18 protein-coding genes are annotated in these 20,999 nt (G+C 43.5%); 8 read left to right on the top strand and 10 right to left on the bottom strand.

The window, feature by feature from the left end:
- Window positions 1-17: 17 nt before the first annotated feature.
- The 6 genes from MED222_RS01685 to nrfB all read right to left on the bottom strand — a co-directional run bounded on the left by MED222_RS01685 (window position 18) and on the right by nrfB (window position 5,310).
- Window positions 18-458, bottom strand: coding sequence for a cytochrome c-type biogenesis protein CcmH (locus tag MED222_RS01685; RefSeq protein WP_009848838.1), 441 nt, complete (start codon window positions 456-458; stop codon window positions 18-20).
- Window positions 455-1,027 (bottom strand): DsbE family thiol:disulfide interchange protein, encoded by a 573-nt coding sequence (locus MED222_RS01690; RefSeq protein ID WP_009848839.1) that lies wholly within the window; start codon window positions 1,025-1,027, stop codon window positions 455-457. The genes MED222_RS01685 and MED222_RS01690 overlap by 4 nt, the downstream gene beginning before the upstream one ends.
- Window positions 1,008-2,930 carry a heme lyase CcmF/NrfE family subunit gene (locus tag MED222_RS01695; RefSeq protein ID WP_009848840.1) on the bottom strand — a complete coding sequence of 641 codons (1,923 nt, stop codon included), beginning with the start codon at window positions 2,928-2,930 and terminating at the stop codon, window positions 1,008-1,010. The genes MED222_RS01690 and MED222_RS01695 overlap by 20 nt, the downstream gene beginning before the upstream one ends.
- Window positions 2,931-3,058: 128 nt before the next feature.
- Window positions 3,059-4,033 carry a cytochrome c nitrite reductase subunit NrfD gene (nrfD, locus tag MED222_RS01700; RefSeq protein ID WP_009848841.1) on the bottom strand — a complete coding sequence of 325 codons (975 nt, stop codon included), beginning with the start codon at window positions 4,031-4,033 and terminating at the stop codon, window positions 3,059-3,061.
- A gap of 2 nt (window positions 4,034-4,035) precedes the next feature.
- Window positions 4,036-4,722, bottom strand: coding sequence for a cytochrome c nitrite reductase Fe-S protein (gene nrfC, locus MED222_RS01705; RefSeq protein WP_009848842.1), 687 nt, complete (start codon window positions 4,720-4,722; stop codon window positions 4,036-4,038).
- Between the two features lie 3 nt (window positions 4,723-4,725).
- Window positions 4,726-5,310: a cytochrome c nitrite reductase pentaheme subunit gene (nrfB, locus tag MED222_RS01710; RefSeq protein ID WP_009848843.1), complete on the bottom strand. Its 585-nt coding sequence runs from the start codon at window positions 5,308-5,310 to the stop codon at window positions 4,726-4,728.
- A gap of 481 nt (window positions 5,311-5,791) precedes the next feature.
- Between nrfB and nrfA the strand changes: the two genes are divergently transcribed.
- Window positions 5,792-7,222, top strand: a complete 1,431-nt coding sequence (gene nrfA, locus MED222_RS01715) for an ammonia-forming nitrite reductase cytochrome c552 subunit (protein WP_009848844.1) — start codon at window positions 5,792-5,794, stop codon at window positions 7,220-7,222.
- Window positions 7,223-7,349: 127 nt separating this feature from the next.
- On the top strand, window positions 7,350-7,694 hold the full coding sequence (locus MED222_RS01720) for a rhodanese-like domain-containing protein (RefSeq protein ID WP_009848845.1): 345 nt from the start codon (window positions 7,350-7,352) through the stop codon (window positions 7,692-7,694).
- A gap of 51 nt (window positions 7,695-7,745) precedes the next feature.
- On the opposite strand, the gene MED222_RS01725 is transcribed toward MED222_RS01720, so the two are convergent.
- Together MED222_RS01725 and gyrA are read right to left on the bottom strand one after the other, a co-directional pair.
- Entirely contained in the window at window positions 7,746-8,375 is a 630-nt protein-coding gene (locus MED222_RS01725; protein WP_009848846.1) for a TPR domain-containing protein, read from the bottom strand.
- Window positions 8,376-8,642: 267 nt separating this feature from the next.
- Window positions 8,643-11,315 carry a DNA topoisomerase (ATP-hydrolyzing) subunit A gene (gyrA, locus tag MED222_RS01730; RefSeq protein WP_009848847.1) on the bottom strand — a complete coding sequence of 891 codons (2,673 nt, stop codon included), beginning with the start codon at window positions 11,313-11,315 and terminating at the stop codon, window positions 8,643-8,645.
- Between the two features lie 258 nt (window positions 11,316-11,573).
- Between gyrA and ubiG the strand changes: the two genes are divergently transcribed.
- The 4 genes from ubiG to yfaE all read left to right on the top strand — a co-directional run bounded on the left by ubiG (window position 11,574) and on the right by yfaE (window position 16,622).
- Entirely contained in the window at window positions 11,574-12,320 is a 747-nt protein-coding gene (gene ubiG / locus MED222_RS01735; protein ID WP_009848848.1) for a bifunctional 2-polyprenyl-6-hydroxyphenol methylase/3-demethylubiquinol 3-O-methyltransferase UbiG, read from the top strand.
- A gap of 504 nt (window positions 12,321-12,824) precedes the next feature.
- Window positions 12,825-15,107: a class 1a ribonucleoside-diphosphate reductase subunit alpha gene (gene nrdA, locus MED222_RS01740; protein WP_009848849.1), complete on the top strand. Its 2,283-nt coding sequence runs from the start codon at window positions 12,825-12,827 to the stop codon at window positions 15,105-15,107.
- Window positions 15,108-15,210: 103 nt separating this feature from the next.
- A complete protein-coding gene (nrdB, locus tag MED222_RS01745) occupies window positions 15,211-16,344 on the top strand; it encodes a class Ia ribonucleoside-diphosphate reductase subunit beta (protein WP_004733365.1) in 1,134 nt (377 codons plus the stop codon).
- Entirely contained in the window at window positions 16,344-16,622 is a 279-nt protein-coding gene (yfaE, locus tag MED222_RS01750; RefSeq protein ID WP_009848850.1) for a class I ribonucleotide reductase maintenance protein YfaE, read from the top strand. Before nrdB ends, yfaE begins: the two co-directional genes overlap by 1 nt.
- 239 nt (window positions 16,623-16,861) lie before the next feature.
- Here yfaE and MED222_RS01755 read toward each other — a convergent pair whose 3' ends face one another.
- Window positions 16,862-18,097, bottom strand: a complete 1,236-nt coding sequence (locus tag MED222_RS01755; protein ID WP_009848851.1) for a CinA family nicotinamide mononucleotide deamidase-related protein — start codon at window positions 18,095-18,097, stop codon at window positions 16,862-16,864.
- A gap of 208 nt (window positions 18,098-18,305) precedes the next feature.
- Here MED222_RS01755 and MED222_RS01760 point away from each other — a divergent pair, with 208 nt between their 5' ends.
- Together MED222_RS01760 and MED222_RS01765 are read left to right on the top strand one after the other, a co-directional pair.
- Window positions 18,306-19,217 (top strand): DUF3943 domain-containing protein, encoded by a 912-nt coding sequence (locus tag MED222_RS01760; protein WP_009848852.1) that lies wholly within the window; start codon window positions 18,306-18,308, stop codon window positions 19,215-19,217.
- A gap of 252 nt (window positions 19,218-19,469) precedes the next feature.
- Entirely contained in the window at window positions 19,470-19,982 is a 513-nt protein-coding gene (locus tag MED222_RS01765; protein WP_009848853.1) for a glycine cleavage system protein R, read from the top strand.
- A gap of 109 nt (window positions 19,983-20,091) precedes the next feature.
- On the opposite strand, the gene nspC is transcribed toward MED222_RS01765, so the two are convergent.
- Window positions 20,092-20,999 (bottom strand): carboxynorspermidine decarboxylase (gene nspC / locus MED222_RS01770; RefSeq protein WP_009848854.1); only part of this gene is annotated, 908 nt, incomplete at its 5' end.

The raw sequence follows: 20,999 nt of genomic DNA, 5'->3' as shown, positions 1-20,999 counted from the left end.
ACAGTAATACACAATTTTTATGAGTCCTTCCTAACACTCGCTACTGACAAATATACAAACAAAAGAAATAATAGGCTCGGTAACAACCAAAGTAATATGTTTGAAACACTCATTGCTGGCTTATAAAGCACAAATTCACCAAACCTTTCTGTCATGTACTGAGTGATTTCATTGTTACTCTTCCCTGCTTTCACCATATTGAATACAACAAGGCGTAAATCTTTTGCTATGGGAGAGTTCGACTCAATCAGATTTTGATTCTGACATTGTGGGCAGCGCAGCGATTTTGCCAAACTAATAGCACGCTGTTGTTGATTAAGGCTTTCAAACTCAAATAACTCTACCTGAATGCTTGTATCTTTATCACTCGCCGTAAACAAGTCCTCGGCTATTACAGGGAAGTTGACGACAATAGCGGAGCTAAGTATGAGCACTATGTTGAGCAGGAACTTCATCATCCATTTTTACCTTTAAAATAGTGAGCGAGTTCTTTGCGCCAAACCGATTCATTAATCACACCTAGCAACTTCTTAACTATTTGGCCTTCAGCATCAACTAAATACGTCTCAGGAGTCCCTATGACACCGAGTTCTAAAGCCAACTTCCCTTGAGGATCACTGATCACAGTTGCGTACGGATTGCCGTCGTTGGACAATACATTAAGCGCAGCACCGGGGTTATCTCGATAATTGAGACCGACAATTGGAATGCCTTTCTTCTGCAGTTCGAGTAAAAAAGCGTGCTCGGTTTTACATATTCCGCACCATGAAGCCCATACATTGACCAGTTGGTAAGGATGTTGAGTAATATCAGTAAGCGTAAGCTTAGCCGTTTCAGAGCTTAATGCTTCAGAATCGAATGACTCATCAGTAACGAGTTTTTCTGCCGTAAATTCAGGGAAAGCCCTTTTTTGATCTGAAACGCTGGTCGTTTGTTGCTTATTGTCGAGCGCATATGAAAATGCAACGACCAAAGCAACAACCACTGAAAATAGAGCAATGAGTTTATTACGAACGCTGGTATGCATACTGTGCAGCCTTAACGGTTTTCTTTTTACGATTGGTCAGTGAAAGCACAGCACCTAGAATTGAGAACAGCCCACCAAGCCATATCCAACGAGCATACGCTTTGTACTGAACTCGAAATGCGTAAGCGGTAGCGTCAACTTTCTCACCCATGGTGATATACACATCGCCATGCCAGAACCATTTCATTGCGGGCTCGCTCATGTTCATCACTCGAACTTGATAATGTCTTCTTTCAGGTGTAATGGAAAAACTTTGCTCACCAGTTTCTAGCTTAAGTATCGCCTTCTCTGCGGTAAAGTTTGAGGCGACATAAAGCTCTGTATCTTCATGAGCAAGCGTCCAATCCATGAACTCTACTTGTGCTCCTGGGCTCAGTTTATAGCTGCGCTCAAACGAGTGGTAGCTATTCATTGCCGCACCTACCGCTAATATCGCGACACCAACATGGGCAAATGTCATCACCCAGACTTTTCGTTGGAACTTGGAACTGCGCGTTACCGCTAAGCCATAAACATGAGTGAGTAAAACCCAAAATGCGAGTGACCATGTCATCAGAACCATCGCTTGTCGTTGGACTTGTTCCACTTGCCATGAATAACAAATGTACCCAAGCACAAATGACACCACAGCTAACGAGGCAATAACGTCTTTGGTTGCTTGAGGTTTAATGCTAAGCAATGGAGCTAAGCCAACCACGCCAAGTGCGAGTAACGCCAAAGGTGTAATCAGTAGGTTAAAGTATGGCGCACCGACCGATATGTTCCCCAGGCCAAGCAGTTCAAAGACCATTGGATAAAATGTACCAAACACCACAACAGCGGTCGCCAGTACAAAAATGAGCACCGCAACTAGGCTTAAAAAGCTCTTACTGGCGAAGCTAGTAATCGGGTTAGATCCAAAAGACTCCCCTCTGATGATAAGAAGAGAGAAAGAGCTCACTAGCACCAACATCAATATGAGTAGTAATGCGATACCTTTAGTCGGGTCTACAGCAAAAGCATGTACCGATGTGAGTACGCCAGAACGAACAATAAAGGTGCCTAAGATACTCAAACAAAATGTAATAAAAGCAAGGCTTAGAGACCACTTCAGAAGCTGTTGTTTGCCCTTGGCAACACCTAAACAATGCAACAAGGCTGTCGAAGTGAGCCATGGCAACAAACTGGTATTTTCAACAGGATCCCAGAACCACCAGCCGCCCCAGCCTAATTCGTAATACGCCCACCAAGAGCCAAGAATGATCCCTGCGGTTAAAAAGATCCAAGCGACTAGACACCAACTGCGACAATGGGCAACCCAATCAAACTCAATAGGGTCAACCAGCAAAGCGGCAACTGCAAATGCCAGCACCACAGAAAAGCCTACATAGCCAAGGTAAAGCAATGGAGGGTGAAAGATCAGGCCGACATCTTGTAACATTGGGTTAAGGTCACGCCCTTCTAGCGGCAAGATCGAATTCATTTCAAATGGGTTTGATGAAAATAAGGTGAACCAAGCAAATATCGCGAGCAGTAGATTCATTACCCACAACACACGGCTTTGGTATTCATTCGAATAGTGTTTTTGTAAGGCAATCACGCCAGACCAGACGCTGATCGTCAGTACCCAAAATAACAAAGAACCTTCATGGCCCGCCCATACGGCTGCTAGCTTAAAAAATGAGGGTAATTGAGTGTTTGAATGTTCAGCGACATAGAGAATAGAGAAGTCATCACTGACAAAAGCATAGCCAAGCAATGCGACAGAAGTGAGAGAAAACAATGCACTTGAAAGAGAGAAACTGCGGATTAAACTTATATTTTGCGTCCGTTTGTTTAGCATTTGATAAAACGAATGCACACCAATAATGCTACTGAGTACAGCAACCAACACTAAACTAAACAGCCCCAAAGAACCGACCATATCACCTCAATAAGGCTCCGCTAGAGCAGAGCCGATCTGAACACGCATCTCATGTTTACTAAAAGCATGTTCATTAATAAGCAGATGTCTAGTATCCAACATCTGCTCACTAATAAACTTGCGCGAAATTAAGCTATCGTTAACTGCCCTGCATAAAGGACAAAAGTTCGCAGCATTAATACGCCCATTAGGCTTAGCGAAGTCACGGAGAAAATATACACCGAGCTATGGCGGATTGAGGTTGGTGTCACTGCATTCAACAACAACGGTAAAACCATGCCGACACCGATGACGCCATACCAGAACCAACTCGCCCAGAAACCACTGCCAATTGCGTTCCATACTGCTTGTTCACTTTGACCACCAGCGAAGATCAGCCCAGTAAAGAAAGTGATAAGAACAAACAACTCAAACATCACTACCGGGCGTTCAAATCCGTGGATCCATGAAATACTCGGGCTATGAGGTGATTCTTTAAAGACCAACACACCAAATAAAATACACGCCGCCGCACCCGAAGATAAACTCGAGAACAAGAACAAAATCGGCAGTACTGGGTTATTCAATAGTGGGAAGGTATTTAAAGCTGACAGCAAGAATCCGGTATAAGCGGCAAGCATCAAAGCAAGAACAGCTAAGAATATTTCCAAAGCATTCTCGAACACTTCTAATTTGCCAATCCAGTTCCCGACAAAGTCGAGTCGCCCTTTTAACCATGTTTGGTCACTCAAGAACACGACAATTTGATCTCTAAACATAATGCCGATCCAAAGGAACAAGATCACCATATACACTTGGAATAAGATCACACCCATCGACATCACAGACGTTGGATTATAGAAGATCATGATCTTCCAAAATGACAGTGGTTTTGTCAGGTGGAAAACCAAGATCAGCAAGCCTGAGATGATCCCAAATGGCGCAAGAAAAGCTGTCGCCTTTAACACACCATTATGAGCAGGATCGCCTTCAATAACCTTGCGCTTAAGGTAAATGGAGATCATTACGGCACCCGCCGACATCCCCGCGAGAAATAGATAGATTGCTATAATCCAGTCCCATACCACGGTACCAGACTGAAAAGCTGCGTCCCATGCACTCATAATCAAATCTCCCCTTTTTGGTGTGGCACTTTATAGAGTTTTGGTTGAGTGCCTAGATAGGCTTTATCTCTGTAAACCACCTCGGATTGAAGTACTTGGTTTATCTCACTCTTAGGGTCATTTAAATCGCCGAATGTCAGCGCTTTAGTTGGGCAAGATTCGACACAAGCAGGCAACTTCCCTTGTGCTAGATTGGTATCACGACAGAAGTTACATTTATCGGCTGACTTGTTCTCTGGATGGAAAAAGCGCACTTGATATGGACACGCTAACAAACAGTAACCACAACCGACACACTTCTCTTTGTGGACATCCACAATGCCCGTTTTTTCATCTTTGTAGGCAGCCCCTGTTGGGCAAACCATCACACACGGCGCGTTATCACAATGTTGGCAAGAGTTACGAGTAAAACGGTAATCAACATTTGGATATTCGCCTTGGGGTTCGCTCTTAATAATTTCTAAGCGCGACACGCCTTCAGGTACTTTATTCACTTCACGACACGCTTCTGTACAAGCAGTACAACCAATACACGCGGTTTCGTCATGAATCATTCCATAACGTTTAGCACCATCTTCTTGAACATTGGCCAACGTTTTACGACTTGTCACCGCCGCAGTTCCCGCGACACCCGTGGTAAAAATAACGGCACCAGCGCCTGCTAAAAAGTTTCTTCTTGAGCAGCTCATAGATTACTCCCCTTCTTTCTTCTGGTTGAAGTCTGAATGGCAATCCACACACAGCTTAATGGTTTGCTTTTTATCTAAGCCCAACACCTTTGCTTCAGTCGCATGAACATCATGGCAGTTTGAACACGTTAAGTTTTGCGCGTGAACATCGTGGGTCCAGCTAGCTTCACGCAGATCATCAGGTTTGTGACAATCGATACATTGGCTATTGGCATCCAAAATTAAGCTAGGATCGAGGAAAACCTTTTCGGTTCCTGGTTGTGATTGAGCCGCGCGATACTTCACCACTTCTGGTGCACCTTCACGGTGATCGGGGCTAATTGAACTATGACAATCGGTACAGTTTACTTCACGGCCAAGTAAAGCGTGTGCACTTTCACCATGTGAACCCAATACCGTTTCTTTTGAATCTTTATGGCATTGAACACACTTGTAGTCTTTGTCGCGGATTAATTCGACTTCATGTCTTGTTGATTCTCCTACTGGCGTAACAGCAGGCTCAGCAACAGCATGAATGGAATAACCATAGAGGCAGAATGCTAGAAGGGATTTAAGCATTATGACTATGGCCAATTTAATATTGCCCATTTTATCCTTTCCTTATACCGGCATTATTTAACTCTCAACTAAATAATATTCCGGTTAAACAAAAGTACCCTTAAACGATATTATTACCGCTTAAATGATATCAATTCTTATTTTGGATAAGCCACAACGCTTTCTATAGTTAGAATATACCTCTAATTAGGTAATACGAAATTTGGATAGGTTAATCTGTGAACGCAATCACCCTATTTATACCATGGTCAATCTAGGTAATTGATTGTTATATATGATAATAATTCTCAATTAAATTTTAATACCACTAACCACCAATACCTCTTTAGGGGTATATAAACTTCAACGTGATTGAAGTCACTACCGTTAATTGATCTAAGACAAGCTATATCCAACACGTAACAAAATGTGTTTGTTTATGAATTAATATAAACAGGAATTCTCCAGTTCTTAATTTGAATAGCAAACTCACAACGCTTGGTATAAGAATCAGTATATTGGAGATATCACTGTGAAAAAGCATTGGATACGTAATTCGGTCACAGCACTATTAATGGTTAGCGCATCACTAGCAAGCGCGACCAGTTTTGCTGCGTCTGAACAAAAAGAAATTGGCGACCCTCGTAACGACCAGTTCGAGCAAAACCACCCAGATCAATATCATTCATGGAGACAGACTTCAGAAAGCGAAGTTATTGAAGACGCACTAAAAGAAGATCCAAACATGGTCATCATGTGGGCTGGCTACGGCTTCGCAAAAGATTACAACAAAGCACGCGGCCACTTTTATGCCATTGACGATGTAAGACAAACACTTCGTACTGGCGGCCCAACGGACGAAAGCTCTGGTCCAATGCCAATGGCGTGTTGGAGTTGTAAGAGCCCAGATGTCGCTCGTGTTATCGAAGAGCGTGGTGAAGATGGTTATTTTGAAGGTAAATGGGCGCGTCTTGGCAACGAGATCATTAACCCTATTGGCTGTTCAGACTGTCACGATACCCAAAGCGAAGGCTTTAAGAATGGTGAGCCAGTATTGAAGGTGACTCGTCCTTACGTTGAACGAGCATTTGAAACGATTGGTAAAAAGTTTGATGAACAAAGTCGTTTAGACCAACAAGCTTCTGTTTGTGCTCAGTGCCACGTGGAATACTACTTCACAGGGCCAACCAAAGGTGTGAAATTCCCTTGGGACCAAGGTACAACCGTTGGCGACATGGAACGCTACTATGATGCAATCAACTTTAAAGATTGGACGCATAAAGTATCGAAAGCACCCATGCTGAAAGCGCAACACCCAGGTTTCGAAACATGGCGCGAAGGTATTCACGGCAAAAACAAAGTTGTTTGTGCTGACTGTCATATGCCGAAAGTGACCAAAGAAGATGGCACCGTTTATACCGACCATAAAGTGGGTAACCCATTCGACCGCTTCGAAGATACGTGTGCAAACTGTCACACTCAATCGAAAGAAACTATGCGTAACATCGTTTCAAGCCGTAAAGCGCAAGTACTAAACATGAAGCTGACTGCTGAGAAACAAATCGTTGCTGCTCACTTTGAAGCAGGCGCAGCATGGGAAGCGGGTGCGACAGAGCAAGAGATGGAACCTATCTTACTCGATATCCGTCACGCTCAATGGCGTTGGGACTACGCTATCGCGTCTCACGGTATTCACATGCACGCACCTGAAATCGCTCTAGAAGTGCTAGGTACTGCCGTTGACCGCGCCGCGGATGCTCGTACTAAGATTGTTCGTCTACTGGCGAAGAAAGGCATCACCGATCCAATCGAGATTCCAGATATCTCGACAAAAGAAGCGGCTCAAAAAGCGCTTGGAATGGACATGGATAAGATGAACGCAGAGAAACAGCACTTCTTAGACACGGTTGTTCCTAAATGGGAAGAGCAAGCTGAAAAGCGTGAAGCCAACTACGAATACTAGTTTCTTCCATTAAACCATTAAGTAAAAACCAGTCACACTATTGTTGTGTGGCTGGTTTTTTTAGGTTTTAGGGGAATACAGATCAATATCGAATCCCCGATCCACTCGCCAATTCAAGGAATAAACAATGAAAATCTTACTTTCGCTTTCGGCATTATGTATTGCACTACTCAGTTCAAGCGTTCACGCATCTGAGCGTGCTGAGACAGGGTGGGAATTAATAGAGAAAGGTGCATTAGTGGTTGATGTCAGAACACCTGCAGAGTTCGAACAAGGGCATCTAGACAACGCCATCAACTACCCTCTTTCTGAAGTGGCTACTCACTTTGCTAAGATAGATAAAGACCAACCCATCGTGTTGTACTGCCGCAGTGGCAATCGTTCAGGGCAAGCTTATCAATTCTTGCGCGCTCAAGGGTTTACTCAAATCCACAATGCTGGTGGCTTAATCGAAATGCAGGAAAACCAATAGTCTTCGAAATGAGATCTTAAGTAAGATCGCCTCTTTAGCAATTAGCCAAGCTTAACGGATCATCTGTTTGGCTTGGTTGATCGAATGGATAATAGAGACACGATCAATGCCCTTCTGATTGGAATCTAAGATTTGAGTCCACGCATCGATCGCTTGTTGATAGCGCATGCTGATGAAGTGATCGGTCGCAATCAACATCAATGCCGTACGATCATTGGGATCAAGCTGCATGGAGTGCTCCAACAACGCATTAACATCATCACTCATCGCTTGAGAGCTAAGATAATAAAGTGCTGTTGCTTTGGCAGCATAGAGGCCAGAAGGCGCTTGAGGATCTAAGCGAATCGCATAATCGTAGCAAGTGAATGCCGCATCAAACTCCGCTTTCTGCATGTACACACCACCAAGCTTAAACCACAAGTCGGATTGATTCGGGTCTTGCTCAAGGCTTTGCTGAAGCTCATCTTCGAAATCTGTTGCCGTGTAGTTATTGCTATCATCCAAAGGAAGTTGAGGTAACTCTTGTTTCAGTTGAGACCAGACCAGCACGCTCAAAGCCACCGCAGTAAGAGAAATCACCACATTGCCTTTTAGATGGCTGCCATTGTTGCTCGCGGCAATAACGACCGCGATCAAAAACAGACTCATTAGTACCAACGCAACCAACAACCAGATATCCATTCCACATCCCTTTTATTTAGATCTATCTCTACTCTATCGTTTTCGCACTGTCTCGTTATTGATCAAAGTTTAGCGTTCGAGATTTAGTATCAAACTTTTGCATAAAAGCGACGGGTTAAGGTTGGTGCTAAAACCTAAGCCATAAGCCATAAGCCATAAGCCAAATGAGAAGAGAAGAGAAAAAGAGTGAAATGACAGGCAATAAAAAACCGAGCACTTAGGCTCGGTTTTTTCATTGGTAAGCTTAATTACTTAACGTAATCGAGATTACTCAGTGTCTTGCTCGCTATCACTTTCAGAGCCAGAAGCATCAGATGCTTGCTCTTCACTTGATTCAGAAACAACAGCCGTTTCAGCGTTTACTGCGTCAGCATTTGCTTCTTCAGTTTCTTCGCCTTCAACAATCTCAGCTTCTTCTACTTCGTCGATACGTTGTAGACCTACAACATTCTCGTCTTCAGCAGTACGAATCAGTGTTACACCTTGAGTGTTACGACCAACTTGGCTTACTTCCGCTACGCGAGTACGTACTAGTGTACCTGCGTCGGTGATCATCATCATTTCATCGCCTTCTTCAACCTGAACAGCACCAACTACTGGGCCATTACGATCAGAGACTTTGATAGATACTACACCTTGCGTTGCACGGCCTTTCGTTGGGTATTCAGCCAGCTCAGTACGCTTACCGTAACCGTTTTGAGTCACAGTTAGGATATCGCCTTCGTTTGAAGGAACAATCAGTGAAACCACTTGATCGTCTTCTGGAAGCTTCATACCACGAACACCAGAGGCAGTACGACCCATTGGACGTACTTTGTCCTCGTTAAAGCGAACAACTTTGCCCGACTTCGAGAACAGCATGATGTCGCTATTACCGTCAGTAATATCAACGCCAATCAGTGAATCATCGTCACGTAAGTTAACTGCGATTAGGCCGTTAGCACGTACGTTTGCGAATTGATCCAGTGATGTCTTCTTAACGGTACCGTCGCCTGTTGCCATGAAGATGAATTTCTCGTTAGAGAACTCAGAAACAGGCAGGATAGCCGTAATACGCTCACCTTCTTCTAGAGGAAGAATGTTAACGATAGGCTTACCACGAGCCGTGCGGCTTGCTTGAGGCAGTTGGTAAACTTTCAAGCGGTACGTTTTACCACGAGTAGAGAAACATAAGATGTTATCGTGAGTATTAGCAACAAGCAGACGCTCAATGTAATCCTCATCTTTCATCTTAGTTGCACTCTTACCTTTACCACCACGACGCTGAGCTTCGTAGTCGCTTAGGATTTGGTACTTAACGTAACCTGCGTTAGAAAGCGTTACTACAACGTCTTCTTGAGCGATTAGCTCTTCCATGTCGATGTCATGAACCGCTGCTGTGATTTCTGTACGACGTTCGTCGCCATAGATATCACGTACCGCTTCAAGTTCTTCACGGATAACTTCCATCAAACGCTCAGTGCTTGCAAGGATATGCATTAGCTCAGCGATCTCTTCTAGAAGTGCTTTGTATTCGTCTAGAATCTTCTCGTGCTCAAGGCCAGTTAGGCGGTGAAGACGAAGTTCTAGAATAGCTTGCGCTTGAGTTTCCGTTAGGAAGTATTGACCATCACGGATACCGTATTGGTCTTCAAGCCAATCTGGACGAGCTGCATCAGTACCAGCACGTTCAAGCATTGATGCAACGTTACCAAGATCCCAACCACGAGATACTAGACCAACTTTAGCTTCTGCTGGTGTTGGTGCGTTCTTGATCAGTTCAATGATTTCATCAATGTTTGCAAGCGCTAAAGATAGAGCTTCCAAGATATGTGCACGGTCGCGCGCTTTCTTCAATTCGAAGATAGTACGACGTGTCACAACTTCACGACGGTGATCAACAAAACACTTCAACATATCTTTAATGTTGAAAAGTTGTGGTTGGCCGTTGTTCAGAGCAACCATGTTGATGCCGAAAGTTGTTTGCAGTTGAGTTTGTGAGTAAAGGTTGTTTAGTACAACTTCACCGACAGCATCACGCTTACATTCAATAACAATACGCATACCATCTTTATCAGATTCGTCACGCAGTGCACTGATGCCTTCAACTTTCTTGTCTTTTACAAGTTCTGCAATCTTCTCGATCAGACGAGCTTTGTTCACTTGATACGGAATTTCAGTAACGATAATAGTTTCTTTACCGTTCTTTTCCGTTTCAATTTCAGCTCTCGAGCGCATGTAGACTTTGCCTCGGCCAGTCTTATATGCATCGACAATGCCCTTACGGCCACTGATTAATGCTGCTGTCGGGAAGTCTGGACCCGGGATGTAGTCCATTAGCTCATCAATAGTGATGTCTTCATTATTGATAAATGCTAAACAGCCATCAACAACTTCGCCAAGGTTATGCGGCGGGATGTTGGTAGCCATACCTACTGCGATACCAGAAGCACCGTTAACCAATAGGTTTGGTATTTTTGTTGGTAAAACTGCTGGTATTTGCTCGGTTCCATCATAGTTAGGAACGAAGTCAACCGTATCTTTATCAAGATCCGTTAATAGCTCACCAGCTATTTTTGACATACGAACTTCGGTATAACGCATTGCCGCAGCTGAATCGCCGTCAACCGAACCAAAGTTACCTTGGCCATCGACTAACATATAGCGTAGTGAAAACGGCTGAGCCATACGAACAATTGACTCGTATACCGCACTATCACCGTGTGGGTGATATTTACCGATTACATCGCCTACTACACGAGCAGACTTTTTATATGCTTTGTTCCAATCATTACCTAATACATTCATCGCGAACAAAACGCGGCGGTGTACTGGTTTTAGGCCATCACGCACATCTGGAAGGGCACGACCAACGATGACGGACATCGCGTAGTCTAGGTATGAACCTCTAAGCTCATCTTCAATATTTACGGGCGTGATCTCTTTCGCTAGATCGCTCATAGAGCCATTTTCCCTCTATAGTCAGATCGTATTTTTGAATACGTATAAGACCGAAAAATATAACACAAATTTACCTACGGAGGCATCACTTTCCCTCTCCTTTTACCATCTTGTGACCCTTGTAGCCAATCTATTGATGAGAAATTGCACCTCAGCGTCATATCTTGCTGAAACATGGTCACTTTACACTCAATAAACTAGCAAAATTGTAGATCTTCTGGTCAGCAGGAAAAGGCAAGTTATAATGCCTGCAATTTCATGGATGCATTATTTAACTTGGAAATGCCGATTATGACTAAATCACAAAACGTAGACCCAGCAGAAATCAAAAAATTCGAAGACATGGCGTCGCGCTGGTGGGATCTAGAAGGCGAGTTTAAGCCACTACATCAAATCAACCCACTGCGCCTAAATTACGTTCTAGAGAAAACCGAAGGCCTATTTGGCAAGAAAGTTCTCGATGTTGGCTGCGGTGGCGGTATTTTGGCTGAGAGCATGGCCGTTGAAGGTGCGCTAGTCACTGGTTTAGACATGGGTAAAGAGCCGCTAGAAGTAGCGCGCCTTCACGCATTGGAAACTGGCACCAAGCTGGATTACATTCAGAGCACTATCGAAGACCACGCAGAACAGAACCCACAGGCTTACGATGTGGTAACGTGCATGGAAATGCTTGAGCATGTTCCTGACCCACAATCCGTTATCACGGCATGTTCAAAGTTAGTGAAACCGGGCGGCCATGTCTTCTTCTCTACGTTAAATCGCAACTTCAAATCTTACTTGTTTGCGATTGTTGGAGCAGAAAAGCTCTTGAAGATAGTTCCAGAAGGTACTCACGACCACGAAAAGTTCATTCGCCCATCTGAACTTATCAAGATGATAGACAACACTCCGCTGCAAGAATTGGGGATTACAGGACTGCACTACAACCCGTTAACGGACACTTACCGTTTGGGCACAAATGTAGATGTTAACTACATAGTCCACACGCAAAATCTCACCCGATAACTATTAATATCACCAGCTTAAAATCTTTTAGAAAAAGACGATTGAAAAGAGTTGTAATTAACATAACTTTACGACTTTTTTCAGTCTAAATTTCGTGCGCTCGCTTCCATTTTGACCACCTAGATTTAATTTTAATCATCCAAAATCCATTGCCCATTTTGCTCAAAGATCAAGGGATTTTTTTTTATGTGTGCGCAAAAATAAAGCAACCTTAAAAGGCTATTTTTATACAATCAAGTCACATCGAACCTCGTCAGTTAGTGGTCACTTACAGTTTTTTTTCAATCCACCACTTATCCACAAGCACTCCCATTTCTTTACCTTGAAAAATATAAGCTGTAGCACTATCTTGTAACCCAACAAACAAATGACCCCTATATGTTGTGTTTGAACTACAATGTATGGGTAGACCAAGATCACAAAGCCGAAACGTAATTTACAAAAATTACACAGAAATACACAAAAACACGGCTTTGTTCAGTTTTGTTAGGGAAATTAAGCAGAATGAACCAACAACTTACTGTTACCAAACGTAACGGGCGCAAAGAAACAATCGATTTAGAGAAAATCCATCGAGTGATCACATGGGCAGCTGAAGGCTTGCACAATGTTTCTGTATCACAAGTAGAATTGAAAGCTCACATTCAGTTTTACGATGGCATCACCACCACTGACATCCATGAGACAATCATCAAGTCAGCAGCGGATTTAATCTCTGAAGAGACTCCTGATTACCAATATCTAGCAGCACGTCTGTCAGTATTCCATCTACGTAAAAAAGCGTACGGCGAGTACGAGCCACCGGCTCTATATGACCACGTTGCAAAACTGGTTGATATGGGTAAATACGATAGCCACCTAATGGAAGACTACACGAAAGCTGAGTTTGACGAGCTTGACGCGTACATCGACCACAAGCGTGACTTAGACTTCTCTTATGCAGCGGTCAAGCAGCTTGAAGGTAAATACTTCGTGCAAAACCGTGTAACAAAAGAAATCTACGAGAGTGCTCAGTTCCTTTACATCCTAGTTGCTGCTTGTTTATTCGGTAAATATCCGAAATCAACTCGTCTGGATTACATCAAACGTTTTTACGACGCCTCGTCTACGTTTAAGATTTCTCTACCTACACCAATTATGTCTGGTGTACGTACGCCTACTCGTCAATTCAGTTCTTGTGTACTGATCGAGTGTGGTGACAGCCTTGATTCTATCAACGCAACAGCAAGCTCTATTGTTCGTTACGTATCTCAACGTGCTGGTATTGGTATCAACGCAGGTCGTATCCGTGCGCTTGGTTCTGAAATTCGTGGTGGTGAAGCGTTCCACACTGGCTGTATCCCTTTCTACAAATACTTCCAAACAGCAGTAAAATGTTGTTCTCAAGGTGGTGTTCGTGGCGGTGCAGCAACCGTGTTCTACCCACTATGGCACGGTGAAGTTCAGTCTCTATTAGTACTGAAAAACAACCGTGGTGTTGAAGAGAACCGTGTTCGTCACATGGACTACGGCGTACAGCTTAATAAGCTTATGTACTCTCGTCTTGTTCAAGGTGGCAACATCAGCCTGTTCTCCCCTTCAGATGTACCTGGACTTTACGATGCGTTCTTCGAAAACCAAGAGCGTTTTGAAGAGCTGTACGTTAAGTACGAAAACGATCCTTCAGTGAAACGTGAAACTGTGAAAGCGGTTGAACTGTTCTCTCTACTAATGCAAGAGCGTGCTTCTACTGGTCGTATCTACATTCAGAACGTTGACCACTGTAATACACACAGCCCGTTTGATTCTGAAGTAGCACCTGTTCGTCAATCGAACCTATGTCTAGAAATCGCGCTACCAACTAAGCCACTTTCTAACGTGGAAGATGACGAAGGTGAGATTGCACTGTGTACGCTTTCAGCGTTCAACCTTGGCGCAATCAATGAACTCGACGACTTAGCAGAGCTTTCTGAGTTGGTTGTTCGTGCACTTGATGCACTGCTTGATTACCAAGATTACCCGCTTCCAGCAGCATACAAATCGACAATGAATCGTCGTACTTTAGGTGTTGGTGTCATCAACTATGCATACTACCTGGCGAAGAATGGTGTTAAGTACTCTGACGGCAGCGCAAATGGCCTGACTCACCGTACTTTTGAAGCAATTCAATACCACTTACTAAAAGCGTCTGTTGAACTAGCGAAAGAACAAGGCCGTTGCCCATCTTTCCACGAGACCAACTACGCGAAAGGCCTACTGCCAATCGATACTTATAAAAAAGATATCGACTTAGTATGTGAAGAGCCTCTGCACTACGATTGGGACACGCTACGTGAAGAGATCATGGAGCACGGTCTGCGTAACTCTACGCTAACAGCGCTTATGCCTTCTGAGACTTCGTCTCAAATCTCGAACGCGACTAACGGTATCGAGCCACCACGTGGTTATGTATCAGTGAAAGCGTCGAAAGACGGTATCCTGAAGCAAGTTGTTCCTGATTTCTTAAATCTTAAAAACAACTACGAGCTACTTTGGAACATTGGCAATAACGACGGTTACCTACACTTAGTGGGTATCATGCAAAAATTCGTTGACCAAGCTATCTCTGCAAACACTAACTATGATCCAAGTGTTTACGACAGCGGTAAGGTTCCAATGAAGCAGCTGCTTAAAGACCTACTAACTGCATACAAGTATGGTGTTAAAACGCTTTACTACCATAACACACGTGATGGTGCTAAAGACGACCAAGGCGATGCAGTTCAAGTGCCGGAAGAAGATTGTGAAGGCGGCGGTTGTAAGATCTAAACCGCAATAAACATTAAGACCCCAGAGAAGAGTTATCTTCTCTGAGTTTAAAGCATTAACAGGGTCCGTTTTATTGCGGGTCTTTAAAGGATTTGAGGCATTTATGGCTTACAGTACTTTTTCTCAACAAAAAAATGACCAACTAAAAGAACCAATGTTCTTGGGTCAGTCGGTAAACGTTGCACGTTACGACCAACAAAAATTTGAAATCTTCGAAAAGCTTATCGAGAAGCAGCTTTCTTTCTTCTGGCGCCCAGAAGAGGTCGACGTGTCTAGTGACCGTATCGACTACAACAAGCTTCCTGAGCATGAAAAGCACATCTTTATCTCTAACTTGAAGTACCAAACGCTTCTAGATTCTATCCAAGGCCGCAGCCCTAACGTTGCCCTACTTCCATTGGTATCACTACCAGAAGTTGAAACTTGGATTGAGACATGGTCATTCTCTGAAACGATTCACTCTCGTTCTTACACGCACATCATCCGTAACATCGTAAATGATCCAGGCGTAGTATTCGACGACATCGTTGAAAACGAAGAGATCCTGAAGCGTGCTAAAGACATCGCGTTTTACTACGATGACCTAATCAAGCTAACGGCTGACTACCACCGCTACGGTGAAGGCAACCACAACATCAATGGCGAAGACGTTAAGATTTCACTTCATGACCTGAAGAAGAAGCTTTACGTATGTCTAATGTCTGTAAACGCACTGGAAGCGATTCGTTTCTACGTGAGTTTTGCATGTTCATTCGCATTCGCTGAACGTGAGCTAATGGAAGGTAACGCGAAGATCATCAAGCTAATCGCTCGTGATGAAGCACTTCACCTTACTGGTACACAGCACATGATCAACTTGCTGCGTAATGGCCAAGATGACTTCGAATTCATGCAGATCGCTGAAGAGTGTAAGCAAGAGTGTTTCGACCTATTCAAAGAAGCGGCTGAGCAAGAGAAAGAGTGGGCAGAATACCTATTCAAAGATGGCTCTATGATTGGTCTAAACAAAGATATTCTTTGCCAATACGTTGAGTACATTACCAACATCCGTATGCAGGCTGTTGGCCTAGGTACGGCTTACCCAGAAGCAACATCGAACCCAATTCCATGGATCAACGCTTGGTTGTCTTCTGATAACGTTCAAGTTGCTCCACAAGAAGCAGAAATCAGTTCTTACCTAGTTGGTCAAATCGATAACGAAGTAAAAGCTGACGACTTTGAAGGGTTTGAGCTGTAATGCCAACAATCAAAATCAACAAGCTGACTTCTATTGAATCTAACCCTTCAAATACTCTATTGGAAACAATGGAACAAGCAGGGTTAGAGCCAGAATACAACTGCCGAGATGGCCACTGTGGCGCTTGCCGCTGTACGTTGGATTCTGGTGAAGTCGAGTACGTTGGTTTTGCTATGGCTTACACGCAAGGCAATGAAATATTACCTTGTATCTGTAAAGCAAAAACAGAACTATCGCTGAGTAACGTTATTCACAGAAATAAGCAAAAAAGTGCTTAATACTTGTACTTAGATCTTATACTTAGCTACTTAGATACATAGCGCGATTAGTACAATGTTGAATCGTTAACAGACAAGCTTAAAAATTTAAGGGCCCGATAATCTTCGTTATCAGGCCCTTTTGTATTTCATGTTGGCTCAATCAGACAACTCGCTTATTGCACCAACTCGGCTTTATTGATGTATATGATTTATTATATATATAGCTTTAACTTGGACTTTATAGCGTTGACTTGGTTTTATAGTACCGCTTTAGGAATAAACATGTCTTTCAATCGCTTAACCGAAGAGTAAGTACCAAACATCGGTTTGTTGTCTAGATGCCTTCTCAGCATATCGGCGGCAACGGTCTTAATCACGTTGCGTTGGTCTTCGCGTGAGTACTGACGATAAAACTCAAGCACCTGCCCCCACTCTCCTGCTTCAGTCGACAATGCGACGCTGAATGTGTTGCCTTCTAATTTACCAGTCACCAAAGCCAATTCTGTACCGCACTTCTCTCTTGTAGCGCCAGCCAGTGCAAAAGTTGCGGCTAATGGATCACTCTTTTCAAGTTCGCTCTCTTTTGGCTCAGCCATGACCCATGAATGCCCAAAGCAGTCTTCAACCTGCTCATTCAATTGCAGCCACGCTGATAGGGCGCCTTTGGTCGACACTTCAGATACAGATAACGTCTTCTTTTTTTCCGCCATGATGTGTCCAATATGGTCAATCATTGGCTCATCAACGCTCACGACATTACTCTCTAGCAGCTTGTAAACCATTTGCAGAAGCTTAACGCGAATTTCTAAGTCTGCCTTAGGACCAAACAGTTTGACCTCAATAAAAGGCAGATAAGAGCGGTAGCCAAGTTCATAGCCTGCTGGAAGCTTAAGCTGGTCTAACACATCCGAGATACCCGATTCAGACAAACCAAACGTAAACAATCGACTGCATTCAGAGGCAACCACTTGAGGGTAGGTACGCGACAAGTCAGGAAGAATCTCAAACGTCACCATACGTTTGAATTCACTCGGTACACCAGGAGTGAAATAGAAAGTCGCATCGTTGATTTTCAGCTTGAAGCCGCAAGCCGTACCCACAGGATTATCAACAATCTCTGAACTCGCGGGTAATAAAGCTTGCTTAAGGTTACTGTCTGGCATCGGCATACCACGTCCAGAGAACATCTCTTCCATACGAGTCAGCCACTCAGGGAACATGACAAGCTTTTGATCTGAGGCCGCAGCCGCAGCGGCCGCACTCATATCATCAGTTGTCGGCCCCAAACCACCATTGACGATAACCACATCATAGTTGAAGCTCAGCATCAGCAGTTCTTCGATCAGAGCGTTCATTTGGTCGCCCACAGTTGAACGCTTTGCCAAAGCAAAGCCGTGCTGATAGAACTCAGCAGACATCCAAGCTGCGTTTGTGTCGACAATGTCCCCATGAAGAACTTCTTCACCAGTGCTTAACATTGCGATTTTCGTCATATTTATATCCCTTGTGGCCATTAAAAGACACGGCATTATTTACAAACTAGTCTAAGGTTGAGTTTGAGTCATTCACCTTTTCACAAATATTACTAATGCTTAATCTAAGGTTTTCTTAGGAAAAGCAATAAATTATTAGTTCCCTAAACTAAGCATTTAATAGATAATTGTGACCCGGATCAATTATTAACTTCTCATGGAGACCCTTGTGGCCAAATCACCGTTACTAACGAAGGTTACTGCTGCATTTACAATGCTAATGTCAGTTAACTCGGTTGCAAGCCAATACGACTTCGACCAACCAATCAACCTTTCTTATTCGGATGAATGCGCTCAAGATTACTGTGTTAATGAAAGCTTGTACACCTATAAGCCTAGTAACAATTATGCGCTAAGCGAAACAAGCGACCAATATGATTTAACGATCGAAAAACAACCACTCTACCTTACCGTTAGCGATGGCAAAGATTGGGATTACCTCATGGGCCAAACTTATACCATTCTTGGTTTAAGTGTCGCAACCGTTGGTCTCATGACGCTTTTACCTGAAAGTATCACTAAGTGGGATGATGACCAGCGTGATATCAGTGCACTAGGTAAAAAATGGAAAGATAACGTTTCTGAAGGCCCAGTATGGGACCGTGATGAACACTTCCTAAACTACGTAATGCATCCGTATTTCGGTGGTGTTTACTACACCGCAGCTCGACATGCTGGTTATGACGAGTTTGAGTCTTTCTTATACTCTTGGACAATGTCGACATTTTTCTGGGAATACGGCGTAGAAGCGTTTGCTGAAGTACCGTCATGGCAAGATATCTTTATTACACCATTCTTTGGGGCTGTTGTCGGTGAAATGATGCTAGAAGCAGAGCAAGACATTGTTGCTTCAGGTGGCGAAGTGATGGGCTCTCAAACCATGGGTGATGTTTCATTATTCTTCCTCAACCCTGTTGGCCATATCCACTACTGGGTAAGTGATGCATGGGGTGGTGACGCAGAAGTTAATCTGAATACTAACCCTTGGTGGGATAACAAAGACGCAGCACGATTCGCCTACGATGCAGGGGCAACATACGACTCTCAGTTTGTTGGTATGAACTTTAAAGTAACGTTTTAAATCGACTTCCAGTCTCTGAACTCTATGTTACTGCATTTCAAATAAATGCGACAACTCTTCTAAAAGCGGCTCTCTAGCCGCTTTTTTTGTGCCCTACTCTTCATTCTCTTTTTTTGCATCACAGCTTAGTTTCAAAAATTGACACAGGTCAAACATTGTTCGATGTAACCTTCTACACTGAAATTAAAGAACTTTATCGCGTGATATCAAACATTTAATTAGCAACGAACAATTGAGACTTTGGGGGCTGATATGAACAGTACATTTATCGTAAACTTTATCGGACAAGCATCACCAGCAACAATCAAGCAACTTGCTGCGGTTACTCACGAAAACGACGGAAAATGGCTCATCAGTAAAGTTAACTTTATTGAAGATCAAGTTGCAGGTGTATTAAAGATTCAACTTCCAGCCATCAACGAATCAATTGTTAAGGATGCTTTCAGTGCCAATGCTGACTTGATCGTGCAGTTTGTTGATTCAGACCACACTCACAACGCACAAGACACAATACATCACTTACGACTTGACTCTAACGACCGAGCTGGCATCGTCAACGAAGTGACACATGTACTAGACAGACAAGGGATTAGCATTCTAGATATGGATTGCCACCGAGTATTTATCGCTGGTGGCGGTGGTGTTAGCTCAAGCCTATTTACTTCCAAGATCGCCGTGAAGTTGCCAATTGAAGTCTTGATTGATGATGTCGTAAATGAATTAGAAACGCTCAGTGAAGATACTCGAGTGATGATTGAGAGCTAACGGATAGCATTTCACTTCTATCCTTACTCTTTTCTCTGGTAACAGTTATCTATAAAAAAAAGAGCAGCTCACCGGCTGCTCTTTTTATTGTTCTAAAACTATGACTTAGTTACTTAACCGACCATTGTGATAATGATCGTTTGAAGTCTTCATAGCCAAATTCATTTAGCTTCTGAACTTCGCCATTGCTGCGATCGCAATAGATCGATGGCATTTTTAGGCCATTGAACCAGTTCAGTTTCACCATGGTGTAACCTGCACTGTCTAGCAGGTGCAGCTTTTGACCAATCTTAAGTGGCTCGTCAAAGCTAGCTTCGCAGAACTGATCGCCAGCAAGACATGAGCATGAACCAATCACATAGCCATGGCTACCATTTTCAGAGGCTTCTAATACCGATGCTGGCTCATTGTAGATAAGCGTATCAAGGCGGTGAGCTTCGGTTGCTGAATCGACAATCGCTGTTTTCTTCACGTTCTCTACGATATCAACCACAGTCACAACCAAATCAGTTGTTTTAGTGATAATAGCTTCACCCGGCTCAAGGTACATCTGCACGCCGTGCTTTTCAGAGAAGGCTTTTAGCGCAAGACCGAGTTTTTCGATGTCATAGCCAGACCATGTAAAGAACACACCACCGCCCATGCTCACCCAATCCAACTTATCTAGGTGCTCGCCAAACTGTTTTGAGATTGAATCAAGCAGACCGATAAAGGCATCAACGTCTTTGTTCTCACAGTTCATGTGGAACATCACACCATTAATCTCATCGAAGATCTCTGGTTTGATATGGTCCGCTTGCACGCCCAAACGCGAGAATTGACGTGCTGGATTAGCCAAGTCTTGTCCTGCGTAGCTCACGCCCGGATTTAAACGTAAACCCAATGAAGCTCTATCTTCAACAATATGACGGTAAGCAGCAAGTTGACTTTGAGAGTTGAAGATCATCTTGTCGCAGATATCCGCAACTTCTCTCACGTCATCTTCGCTGTAACCCACACTGTAAGCGTGCGTTTCAC

The organism is Vibrio sp. MED222 (assembly GCF_000153005.1).
Lineage (GTDB): Bacteria > Pseudomonadota > Gammaproteobacteria > Enterobacterales > Vibrionaceae > Vibrio > Vibrio tasmaniensis_A.
The sequence above is the reverse complement of the archived record's forward strand: the minus strand, read 5'-3'. Positions and strand labels throughout refer to the sequence as shown.